Genomic DNA, 11098 nt, shown 5'->3' with positions numbered 1-11098 from the left:
AAAAACAAATAAAGAAAGAAAGTCTTTAAGACTTACCAAATAAATCTATTAGCCCTTTTCAAATAAATAATTATGTAATGTAAATAAAATAATAAATTTATCTAAATTATTGTTAATTAACCGATGAAACAGTTAATTTTGCACGTCCTTTTCTTCTTCTTGCAGATAAAACACGACGACCGCCAACAGTGGCAATTCTTGTTCTAAAGCCATGCGTTCTTCTTCTTTTAATTTTACTTGGTTGATATGTTCTTTTCATAAAAATTCCAAACCTTCTTTATTTTTTTGTTAGTCATTGTTGAAAAAAATATTAAAAATTTAAGATAACTTCCGTTAATAGCGACTTTTAAATGGTAAATTTTTATCAATTTAATAAAATATCTTCTACTTTTTTATCATCTAATTTTTGCACCAATAAAACTAAAAGTTTGATTGTGTTTTCGATGTCTTCTTTGTGGATGATAGAAGCGTGAGAATGAATATATCTAGTCGGAATAGAAATGACTACAGATGCTGCGCCTTCATTTTGTATATGCATAGAAGCGGCGTCAGTTGTTCCTCCGGATGGAAGCTGTTCTTGAAAAGGTATCTTATTTTCTTGAGCTATTTCCATAATATAATCTCTTAGCCCTTTATGAGCGATCAAACCTTGATCGAAAAAAGATAATTGAGGACCTTGTCCTAAAACTTTTTTAGAAACGTTTTTATCGCCCGGAACATCATCTGACACTTCCTACATTAACAGCTATAGCTATTTGGGGTTTCACTTTATTAGTGCTAGTTTTTGCACCTCTTAAACCAACTTCTTCTTGTGCTGTAAAAGCGCCAACACATTGGTTAGGATTGTTTTTTAAAGTTTTTAACACTTCCATCACCACTAAAGCGCCGGCACGATTATCAATCACTTTCGCTAATAAAAAGTTAGAATTACCTAAAGTTCTAAATTCTGTGTAAGGAGTAACCATATCCCCTAATCTTAGACCTAATTCTTCAGCTTCTTCTTTATTTTGCACACCTAAATCTAAGATTAAACTGCTCATTTCGGGTGTTTTGTATCTTTCTGACGGAGCCAAAGAATGAGGAGGTTTAGCGCCTGTAAAGGCGAATAAAACACCTTTTTTAGTATTTATTTGCCATGTTTGGGCTAACATTACTTTAGAAACCCAACCGCCGATAGTTTGAAATTTAACAAAACCTTCTTTAGTGATTTCGCTAACCATCAAACCAACTTCATCAACATGTCCATCAAGAACTATTTTAGGACCTTTATCGCCTTTATAAACTAATAAACTGCCTAAATTATCGTATTCAATTTTATCAACTTGACCTTCTACATTATTTTTAATGTATTAGTTAACTGCTTTTTCTTGACCAGAAATACCATTCAACATGGTTAAATCTTTCATTTTTTGTAATAAATCAGACACGACAAATATCCTTTAGTTTTTTAGTTTATTGATTGTAATTTTATTCATTAGACGGTTTTACATTAGGTTGTGAATTGTTTTTCATTTGTTCTTTTTTTCATTTTTTTTCTTTAATAACTTTATAAGTATCTTTAACAAAAAAGAATAGGTAAACGAAGAATATAATTGATAATGCAACTGATAAAGATTGTAAAATAGTATTTTGCAAGTCAAATTTTGCTCCTAATAAATAAGAACTTAACCCGAAAAGCATCAAATAAGAAAAAAAGGCAAAATTAGATTTTTTTTGTTCTTCTTTAGTATAATACACATAAATTTGAATTAAAAAATGAACTATAAAAATATAAGCGATGATATTAGTCAATTCAAACATCTTAGCTACATATTCATTATTAATTAAAGGTTTTGCAGATAAGCCAACAGAAATCAAACTTAAAACTGCACTTTCTATAAAAAATAAAAACTTTATAAAGCCTTTATTTTTTTTTAAATTAGCGAAAGCAAAAAAATAAGCAAACAAAATAATAGAAATAGCTAATAAAATATTGCTCAATTGCCACCCTTGGTATTCAATTTTGGTAGGGTTCCATAAAGAATAAGAGGCAACAAAAGAAAAAATTGCTTTTAATAAATTCAAAACGATTTTGCGTTTAGGACTTGTTTTTTTCATTTCCATATATTATAAAACACCTTTCTTATGTGTTATAAATTTAATTTTTCTTAATAACTTTTTCAAGAGATTTAATCAAATCTGCTTTTTTCATTTTATAAGCGTCATCTATATTATATGTTTTAGCTATTTTTTTTAAATCTGTTACAAGCATTTTGTTTAAGTCTAATTCTTCATTTTTTTCAACTTCTGCTTCTTCTGGCACTTCTTCAGTCGATTCAAAATTTGATTCAACTGGATGATTTTCTTCTAATTTAACTTTTACTTCTTTTTTTGTTGTTTTTTCTGATGTATTTTTTTCCTCTTTTTTTGTAGTTTTATTAGCTTTTTGTTGCGCTAAAATAAATTCTTTTTTCGCTAAATGTTCTTTAACTAATTCAACATAACTAGCAAACATATCGGGCTCTTGGTAAGCTATATCAGCTAATATTTTACGATTAACTTCTACTCGGGCTAATAAAAGGCCATGGATAAATCGTGAATAACTAATGTTGTTATTAATACAACCAGCATTAATTCTAGTAATCCATAATTTTCTAAAATTACGTTTTTTCTGTCTTCTATCTCTATAAGCGTACTGAAGCGAACGCATAACTTGTTCGTTAGCTGTTTTATAAAGAGTGCTTTTAGAACCGAAATAACCCTTCGCTAATTTTAATACTTTTTTACGACGTTTATGTCTTGCGTTAACAAAATTTATTTTAACCATCTTTTTTCCTTCTTTCTTAGTTAAATGTGGAGATTATATTAAATAAGATGTTTAATTCTTTTTACATCAGAAGGATCAACTTGCACAACCCCTCTTAATTGTCTATTTTGTTTAGTCGTTTTAGAACCTGCTAAATGGTTTTTATAAGCATGTCCTCTTAAAAATTTACCTGTACCTGTGATTTTGATGCGTTTTTTCAAACCTTTATGAGTTTTTTTCTTTATCATAATTACCTTCTTATATTAATTCAAATTTTAGTTATTTTATTTTTTTAGAATTTAAGGGAACTAAAAGAGCCGACATTTGACGACCTTCTAATTTCGGAAATAAATCAATTTTAGATACATCTTTTAAATCAGATATAATTTGTTGAAAAACTTTTTTACCTAATTCTGAGTGAACTATCATTCTTCCAGGAAAAAACATAGTTATTTTAACTTTGTCGCCTTTAACTAAAAAATCACGAACTTTTTTAACTTTGTATTCTAGATCGTTAGATTGAATATTAGGACTAATACGTAGTTTTTTCAAAACCGTTATATTTTGTTTTTTTTGAATTTTCTTTAATTTTTTTTGTTGATCATAATAAAATTGAGAATAATCCATCAAACGGACAACTTTAGGTTTTGAATTACCATTAATTAAGACAACATCTATATCTTTAGAATCAGCTAAATCAAGTATTTTGGATTTTTCAAAAACGCCTATTTTATCGCCTTTTTCATCAATAACTAAATATTCTCCGTAAGGTATATTTTCATTGAATAAAACATCAACTTTTAAATTATCTTTTTGATTTTTCTTGTATTTAATATCGAATAAACTCCTTTTTTAGAAATAATATTTTTTTCAAAATATTTCATTTTATAAAAAACTAAATTAAAACAAAAAAGTACTTATTATAAAGTACTCTCCGGATAAAACCATAATAAAAATAAATTTTATTTAGCTGTTACAAAAGACAACTATTATTTAAATTTATTGTGCTTTTAGCCTCAAAATTATCATAATTTTTCAGGCAGAGGAGAGAATCTCTTCATTTTCACATTTTTTATTTCATTTTTTTAATACAAATTAATTATACAATAAAAATGCCTTTTATCAACGAGAAAATATTGGCCTTACATCTTTGAACCAAAAAAAATTTCAATATCTTCTTAATGTCGTAAGAATAAAAAAAAAAAAAAATAAAACTAAATTGTTGAAAAAAATTTATTTTTATTTTTGATATTTGTGCGGATCAGGTTCATAGATAGCATCAATTAATTTTTTAGTATAAGGATGTTCAGGATTTGAAAACAATAAATCGCTAGTTTTTTCTTATACTATTTTACCTTTATACATCACTATAATACGGTCGCAAAAATATTTAACAATCGATAAATCATGAGAAATAAACAGCATAGTTAAAGATAATTTTTGATTTAATTCTTTCAATAAATTAATAATTTGCGCTTGAATAAAAACATCTAAAGCAGAAACAGGTTCATCGGCAACAATTAATTTAGGTTATACTATTAAAGATCTAGCGATAGCGATACGTTGTTGCTGTCCGCCTGAAAATTGATGAGGAAAACGATATAAATCTCTTTCGTTTAAACCTACTAAAGCGATCATTTTCTTAATTTTTTCATCAATAATTTGCTTATCTTTGATTTTTTTACATAAAGGCATTCGGCCAAAATTTCTTTTACTAACATTCTCGGATTCAAGGCAGCTTCGGGTTTTTGAAAAACCATTTGTATTTCGCTTAAAAGTGGTTTTCTATTATCTTTAATTTTTTTGTTATTTTCAGCTAATAAATAATTTTTATCGCCATTATGGAAAAGCAATTTACCTTTGGTAGGATGGTAAATACCTGTAATAATTTTACCAATAGTAGTTTTTCCGCTGCCCGACTCTCCTACTAAGCCAACAATTTCGTTTTTATTAATTTTAAAATTAACTTTTCTTAAAGTTTCAAAGCCATTAGGAAAAGTGAAAGAAATATTATTAAAGTCTAAAACTGTTTTTTCAGACATTTTATTAAATAAAACCTCCTTTTCTTCTTAATAATTGGATAAATGCAGGCGCTTCATATTTAGGTGCCAAAGAGTGGAGTAACCAAGTGGCAGCGAAATGAGAAGCGCTAATCGGAAACATAGGAGGTTCTTTTTCAAAGTCTATTTTCAAAGCATAAGGATTTCTAGGAGCAAAAGCATCTCCTTGAGGGATAAAAGTTAAAACAGGCGGTTGACCTTTAATAAAGTTTAAGTTTTCTTCTTTAGTATTTAAATTCGGCATAGATTGTAATAAAGCCCAAGTATAAGGATGATTAGCATTATAAAAAATCTCGTTTATTTGACCTATTTCAACAATTTTACCAGCGTACATAACTGCTACTCGATCAGCCATGCTTGCAATAACTCCTAAATCATGAGTAATGAAAATAACTGACAATTGACGTTCTTTGGTAATTTTTTTAATTAATTCTAAAATTTTTTTGCACGATAGGATCTAGAGCAGTAGTGGGTTCATCACAAATCAATATTTCCGATTAATTAGCTAGTGCAATAGATATAACTATTCTTTGGCATATTCCCCCTGATAATTGGTACGGATATAGATGATATTTATTGTCTGCCTCATCAATGCCCATTTCTTTCATCAATTGAATTGTTTGTTTTTTAAAGTCAGCTTTAGAATAATTTTTATTGTCTCTTTTAGCTTTAATTTTGAAAACCTCTTCAATTTGTTTGCCAACCTTCATTAAAGGATTTAAACTAGTCATAGGGTTTTGAAAAATCATAGTAATTTTTCGCCCTCTAATCTGATTGAAATCCTTATCTGTTATCTTGATTAAATCCTGATTTTCATACAGTATTTCACCTTTTTTTAACAATAGCTTTAGAAGGCAAAAGGCCTGCGATAGCTTTAGAGGTGATAGATTTTCCGCTGCCTGATTCGCCACAAATAGCAAAAATTTCCCCTTTTTGAAGGTTAAAATTAACCCCTCTCAAAGCGTAAATCATACCTTGAGAAGTGTTAAAATTAATTTGTAAATCGATTATTTTTAAAATATCGCTCAAATTGCAACTCCTAATTAATTTCTTTTTTATTAAACAAAATTATCAAATGCGTCTCTCAAACTATTGCCTAATAAATTAAAAGATATCATAATATATATTAAAAAAATAGTCGGATACACGGACAAATGAGGATTTAATTCGATATCGCGAAAACCACGATCTAATAATTCTCCGACACTAAGTCCATTAGGATATTTGATAATACCTAAAAAACTATATGTTGCTTCGCTTAAAATAAAACTAGGAATAGCTAAAGCAAAAACAGTTATTAAAAGGCCAATAGTATTGGGGAAAATTTGTTGAAACATAATTTTTAAATCATTAGCGCCCAACATGCGAGAAGCTAAAACATATTCTTTATTTTTGTACCTTAAAAACTGAGCACGAGAAATATTATAAAACGGAATCCAGCCTTTTACTAAAAACGTTATCATGATAGTAGTAAAAGAAACGCCCATTTTTAAAGTTAAAACGATAACTAAAGCTATAAAAGGGATTAAATTTAAAAAATCCACTATTCGGTCGATAAAAAGGTTTGTTTTTCCACCATAATAACCAGAAAAAGAGCCGATTAAAATGCCTATGATCAAATTAATCACAGAAAAGGTAAAAGCTAAAGCTAAAGAAGTTCTAGCTCCTTGACTAATTGCACTAAATAAGTCTTCTCCTCGATCCGTAGTTCCAAACCAAAAATACACATTTTGAGTTTTTTTATCGAAAAAACGTTCAAAAATTTTGAATTTAGATTTATATAAACCGTTAGAAGTTTTTTGAGAAGAAATAATGCTGTTATTTGTTTGCGCTTGATGGAATTCTGTTTCTGTCAATAATTGATCTTTTTGAGCAGATAAATATTATTTATATAAATAAGCATCTACTTTGACAGCTTTTTTGCCTTTTTCGCGAGAATCTTTGGTTTTTTTAACAATGTTTTTATCAAAAGTTTCAATATTGGTTATTTCTTCCTAATAAACTTGAATAGTTTTTGTTCCATCCAAAATGCCTAATTTTTCAATTAATGGTATTTTGGGCGGTAATTTTTCAAAAAAAATTCTGTTTTTAGATTGGATATCTTTCGGCATAGTGTCGATTAAACCGCCGAATAAACAAAACAAGAAAAGAAAGAAAAACATGGCTAAAGCAACTTTGGTGCTTTTTTTCTTAAATAATTGTTTTAAAGAAGCGCGATAATAACCTTTTTTAGATTCTTTATTTGTTTGGCTAACTTGTTTGCCAGATGAAGCATCAACAGAATTATTTTTAGCCCATTGGAACCCTTTTGGTTCTAACTTCATATTTTTCCACCGCCTAATTTAATTCTTGGATCGAATAATGTATAAGAAATATCAGCCAAAATAACAGCTAAAACGCTAATTAAATTATAAAAAACTAAAGAAGCCATAATTAACGGCTGATCGTTTTCTTGATAGGCTTCGATTAAAAGTCTATCACTACCATTAATAGAAAAAATTCTTTCAATGATAACACTACCAGTAATAATGCTGATTACTTAATAAAATAAAAACGGTGCAAAAGGGACTAAAGCGTTTTTCAAAGAATGCTTGTAAGTTGCTTCAGCAAAAGAAAGCCCTTTAGTTCTAGCTAATAAAAAATAATTTTGATTAACTTGTTCACTTAGTTCGGCTCTTACTTTTCTAATCCACTATTACCATGGTAGTTAAAGTAATGATGAAAATAGGTAAGAAATAAGACATTGCTCCAAAGATGAACCCTTTAGTCGACCATTCTGAAGGCGTTGCCACTTGATAAGGAAAAAAATGCCAACGATAAGCAAATAAATATTGTAATACAAAAGCGATAATTAAGGTAGGAAGAGTGATGAATATAATAGTAAATAAATTAATTCCGTGATCAATCCAAGTATCTTTTTTCATAACAGCCAATATCGCCAACATGACGCCTAAAGGAACCGAAATCAAAGTAGGAATTAAATTCATTTTCCAAGTTATAGGAATTTTTTCCTGAATAATTTCATTCACAGAACGATTCCTTTTGACAGAAAAACCAAAATCTCCTTTTAAAGCATTTTTAGCCCAAAGATAAAAGGATTCTAATAACGGTTTATCGCAACACTCTTTTTCACAAATAGATTTCCACGTTAAATCATCCATTTTGGGGGGTCTTATTGGTTTGACAACAGACATTTTAACCAATATAAAGCTTGAAAAAGTTACAATTAAAAAAGTAATGATCGCTAAGACAAATCTTTTTAATAAATATATTTTCATGCATTCCTTACCTTTTACAAGTCTTGATAATCAGAATCAGAAGTTAAAAATTCATAAGAACTATCGCCCCAACCCCATAAAACATTATAATTAGGCCATAAATTTTTTAAATTGTTACTTACATAAGCTCCTTTAGCTACGCTAATAGGAATCGCTGGAAGATTTTCTAAAAAAAATCTTTCTAGCGTTTGAACGATATTGATAATAGTTTCTTCTTTAGAAGGGGCATACTTGCCTGGATTCATTAAAGTTTTATTCCAATAATGCATAAATTCAGTAATAGTGCCTTTCCACATGTGTTTTCCATTTTCTTTTGTTAAACCTGGGATAGGAATATTATTAGTCGGTTTGCCTTCTTCTTGTTCTTCTTGACTAAAACCGTTTACAAAATCATTATACCAAACGGGTTTATCTTGTTCTAATTCTTGCGTCATTTTAGTTAAATCAATAGAAATCTTTTTTTCAGAAAGACTTTCTATTCCCATAGTTTCAAAACACCATTTTTTATTAGCTCCTAAAGAATTGAAATAATAACCAGTAATATCAGCCCCGAAAATAGGGCTAAATACCAATTCATAATCATACTTATCTGCCTGTAATTTACGTAAATAAGTTTCTCTTGTCATAGGACTTAGTTTAATATTTATTTTATCGCTACCGAAAGTGTTTTCAAAAACATTTTTCAAATAACGCGCTTTTTTTCAGTTTCTTCAATAGTGTTACTATATATAAATTCCATTTCTAATTTAGGATCTTTTTGGTTATTAACTTTCCATTTGTCATAAGCAAGATCAAAAAAAGTTTTTGCTTTCGCAGGATCAAAACCATAAGTATCCATTTTATCAGTTAATATTTTTTGGTTTTCTTTATGATTTGCGCTGGAATTATAAGGAACTTCGAATGGTTCATCGGGATAAACACAAGCTACATCGGGAACAAAAGAAAAGGAAGGATTACTTAAAATATCTACTTGATTGACAAAATCTTGTCTATCAATAGCATAAAATAAAGCTTTTCTAAAATCTAAATCTTTTAAAATAGATGCAGCTGCTGTTGTTTTAGTATTTTTAAATTCATCTTTTCTATCTAAAACATTAATAGATAAAGTTGTTTTAGAATCTACAGGGAATTCTTTATAAGTCGGATCTTTGCTATAACTAGGATAATAATTAGAATCAAGACTTAAAGTGTTTACTTTTCCGTCTTTAAACATAGAGTGTTTAATATCTTTTTGACCAACTATTGTCCAAGAAATTGCTTTATCATGATGTTTATTTTTGTTCCAATAGTTGTAATTTTTATTGAAAAAATATTTTTGATTTGGCGACCATTCTTTGATTACATAAGGCCCATAAGATTGAATTGGTTTTTTTGGCGTTCCATAAATATTATTTTTTCTTTCGGCTTTATTTTCAAAAGATTCTTCATAATATTTAGGAGGCACTAAAGTAATTAAATCCAAACCACCCATAGCGTTATATAAAGCTTTTTTAATATTGTAAGTTAAAGTGAATGAATAAGGATCATTTTCTACTTTTTTAAAACCAGTTACTTGGTTAAAATCAGTGATTTGCCCTTCATAGTATCCTTTAGCATCTTTTAAATCCATATAGTCGTTTTTAAAGACATTTTCTGAGCGAGCATTTTTTTGCTTAGGATCAATATATTGTTTAAGAGTGTATTCTACTGTGCTAGCGTCTATTGGTTCGCCGTTTTCAAAAGTTAAACCTTCTTTTAAAGTGAAAGTATAGGAATTTTCAAACACGTTTTTAGATCTTTCGGAATATTCGTTACCTTCTAGATTTCGTCCATTAGCATCTTTTAATTGAGCATGTTCTGGAAGTTTTTTGATTATTCCAGGAATAATTGTCGGTTTTAAAACTTTAGTAGAAATTTTGTTTTCATCTCCAGGAACATATTCGCCTGGTTTATGTTTTTCTTGTCTGTGTTTTGAAAAATCTCCCGGATATTTAGCATGTCCTTCTTTGATGGCTTTGTTCCAATCTACATCAGCAGTTACAAAAAAGGAAGATTTCAAATAACCTCCTAAATCTCTTACTGTGCCATCTAGAGAATTCATCATATTAATATGCGGAACATCTTGGCGAAGAATGTTTTTTCTGGTCTGATCTTCACTATAGTTCGCTTTTTTAGAATTTTTAGGTTCTAAATAAGCATGAAGAAGTATGTCTTCTTCTAATTGGTTTTGACCTTTGTTATCTAATTTTCTTTGTTCTTGTTCTTTTAGAGTGCCATATTCATAAGGTTCGAAGTGAGATTCGCCACCATAAGAATAGCGATACCAACCTTTAAAATCCCAATCATTATAAGTTGGTTTAGACATTTTGTCTAATTGTTTTTTCACTTCTTTAGTGTCCAACCCTTTAGAAACCACCATAGATAACAAACGTACACCTTTTTTGGCGTTAAAAACTAACATTCGACTGTTGGCATCTAATTTAACCGGATATAAATTGGTTTTTTCTTCAACAACGTCTAAACAAGGGTTAAAATTTTTATTAACTCTTTTATCTTCTACTTGTTTAGAAAAGTCTTTTGCTTTACTCCAGCGGTATTTATTGCCTAAAGATTCATAAAGTTTTTTATTACTCTCATCATCAACAATTTTTTTACCTTTTTGAACTTTTAAAGTTTTAACAACACTGCCATTGTCGTTATAAAAACTAACATCGACGATCTTACTAGGTTTGAGGTATAAATGCCAAAATAAAAAACTTGTTAATAAAAAAAACCGCAGCAGCTGAAGTGATTAAGACTGCTTTTTTACGCAAGTTAACCCAATTTTTAAATTTTCCCATATTTACTCTTTCCTTTTTTATCAACGCTTTGTTGATTTTGTTTATTAATTATCTTATTTCAATAAGATAATTAATTGTTTATAATTCATTTCTGTTTTTAACCTATCTTCATTTTGGAATTGATTTTTAATAATTTAATTTTTTAAATTATTAAAA

The 11098-nt window shown here is 28.6% G+C and carries 14 protein-coding genes and 2 pseudogenes; all 16 read right to left on the bottom strand.

From position 1 onward, the window contains the following. Nucleotides 1–112 precede the first annotated feature (112 nt). Nucleotides 113–259, bottom strand: coding sequence for a 50S ribosomal protein L34 (gene rpmH / locus RI68_RS01175; protein WP_017193429.1), 147 nt, complete (start codon nt 257–259; stop codon nt 113–115). A gap of 105 nt (nt 260–364) precedes the next feature. Beyond that, complete coding sequence (locus RI68_RS04245; protein WP_017193428.1) at nt 365–730, bottom strand: hypothetical protein; 366 nt, start codon at nt 728–730, stop codon at nt 365–367. Next, complete coding sequence (locus tag RI68_RS04240) at nt 720–1256, bottom strand: hypothetical protein (RefSeq protein ID WP_261974274.1); 537 nt, start codon at nt 1254–1256, stop codon at nt 720–722. Before RI68_RS04240 ends, RI68_RS04245 begins: the two co-directional genes overlap by 11 nt. Nucleotides 1257–1524: 268 nt before the next feature. Further along, nucleotides 1525–2103, bottom strand: a complete 579-nt coding sequence (locus tag RI68_RS01165) for a hypothetical protein (RefSeq protein WP_017193426.1) — start codon at nt 2101–2103, stop codon at nt 1525–1527. 34 nt (nt 2104–2137) lie between these two features. Next, nucleotides 2138–2806: a 50S ribosomal protein L20 gene (gene rplT / locus RI68_RS01160; RefSeq protein WP_017193425.1), complete on the bottom strand. Its 669-nt coding sequence runs from the start codon at nt 2804–2806 to the stop codon at nt 2138–2140. Nucleotides 2807–2844: 38 nt separating this feature from the next. Beyond that, nucleotides 2845–3033 (bottom strand): 50S ribosomal protein L35, encoded by a 189-nt coding sequence (gene rpmI, locus RI68_RS01155; RefSeq protein ID WP_017192425.1) that lies wholly within the window; start codon nt 3031–3033, stop codon nt 2845–2847. Nucleotides 3034–3064: 31 nt separating this feature from the next. After that, on the bottom strand, nt 3065–3619 hold the full coding sequence (infC, locus tag RI68_RS03610) for a translation initiation factor IF-3 (protein ID WP_026071931.1): 555 nt from the start codon (nt 3617–3619) through the stop codon (nt 3065–3067). Between the two features lie 405 nt (nt 3620–4024). After that, nucleotides 4025–4108, bottom strand: a complete 84-nt coding sequence (locus RI68_RS04235; protein WP_261974273.1) for a hypothetical protein — start codon at nt 4106–4108, stop codon at nt 4025–4027. 207 nt (nt 4109–4315) lie between these two features. Next, nucleotides 4316–4827 (bottom strand): annotated as a pseudogene (locus RI68_RS04230) (ATP-binding cassette domain-containing protein). A 4-nt stretch (nt 4828–4831) separates the two neighbouring features. Next, a pseudogene (locus RI68_RS04460) lies at nt 4832–5874 on the bottom strand (ABC transporter ATP-binding protein). A gap of 29 nt (nt 5875–5903) precedes the next feature. Then, nucleotides 5904–6701 (bottom strand): ABC transporter permease, encoded by a 798-nt coding sequence (locus tag RI68_RS01135; protein ID WP_017193417.1) that lies wholly within the window; start codon nt 6699–6701, stop codon nt 5904–5906. Nucleotides 6702–6839: 138 nt separating this feature from the next. Continuing rightward, nucleotides 6840–7169, bottom strand: coding sequence for a hypothetical protein (locus RI68_RS01130; RefSeq protein WP_017193416.1), 330 nt, complete (start codon nt 7167–7169; stop codon nt 6840–6842). Beyond that, nucleotides 7166–7372, bottom strand: a complete 207-nt coding sequence (locus RI68_RS03600; protein ID WP_261974272.1) for an ABC transporter permease subunit — start codon at nt 7370–7372, stop codon at nt 7166–7168. Before RI68_RS03600 ends, RI68_RS01130 begins: the two co-directional genes overlap by 4 nt. Nucleotides 7373–7529: 157 nt before the next feature. After that, nucleotides 7530–8123 carry an ABC transporter permease gene (locus RI68_RS01120; RefSeq protein ID WP_017193414.1) on the bottom strand — a complete coding sequence of 198 codons (594 nt, stop codon included), beginning with the start codon at nt 8121–8123 and terminating at the stop codon, nt 7530–7532. A gap of 14 nt (nt 8124–8137) precedes the next feature. Then, nucleotides 8138–8809, bottom strand: a complete 672-nt coding sequence (locus RI68_RS01115) for a hypothetical protein (RefSeq protein WP_017193413.1) — start codon at nt 8807–8809, stop codon at nt 8138–8140. Further along, nucleotides 8806–10563: an ABC transporter substrate-binding protein gene (locus tag RI68_RS01110; protein WP_100222499.1), complete on the bottom strand. Its 1758-nt coding sequence runs from the start codon at nt 10561–10563 to the stop codon at nt 8806–8808. The genes RI68_RS01115 and RI68_RS01110 overlap by 4 nt, the downstream gene beginning before the upstream one ends. Nucleotides 10564–11098 lie beyond the last annotated feature (535 nt).

Origin of the sequence: Vaccinium witches'-broom phytoplasma str. VAC (genome assembly GCF_000309405.1) — a bacterium.
GTDB lineage: Bacteria > Bacillota_I > Bacilli_A > Acholeplasmatales > Acholeplasmataceae > Phytoplasma.
The sequence above is the reverse complement of the archived record's forward strand: the minus strand, read 5'-3'. Positions and strand labels throughout refer to the sequence as shown.

Excerpts from the sequence above, each read along its gene's own strand:
- rpmH (WP_017193429.1), bottom strand. The coding sequence starts at position 259 with ATGAAAAGAACATATCAACCAAGTAAAATTAAAAGAAGAAGAACGCAT.
- rpmI (WP_017192425.1), bottom strand. The coding sequence starts at position 3,033 with ATGATAAAGAAAAAAACTCATAAAGGTTTGAAAAAACGCATCAAAATC.
- RI68_RS01165 (WP_017193426.1), bottom strand. The coding sequence starts at position 2,103 with ATGGAAATGAAAAAAACAAGTCCTAAACGCAAAATCGTTTTGAATTTA.
- RI68_RS01110 (WP_100222499.1), bottom strand. The coding sequence starts at position 10,563 with ATGTTAGTTTTTAACGCCAAAAAAGGTGTACGTTTGTTATCTATGGTG.
- rplT (WP_017193425.1), bottom strand. The coding sequence starts at position 2,806 with ATGGTTAAAATAAATTTTGTTAACGCAAGACATAAACGTCGTAAAAAA.
- RI68_RS01120 (WP_017193414.1), bottom strand. The coding sequence starts at position 8,123 with ATGAAAATATATTTATTAAAAAGATTTGTCTTAGCGATCATTACTTTT.
- RI68_RS01130 (WP_017193416.1), bottom strand. The coding sequence starts at position 7,169 with ATGAAGTTAGAACCAAAAGGGTTCCAATGGGCTAAAAATAATTCTGTT.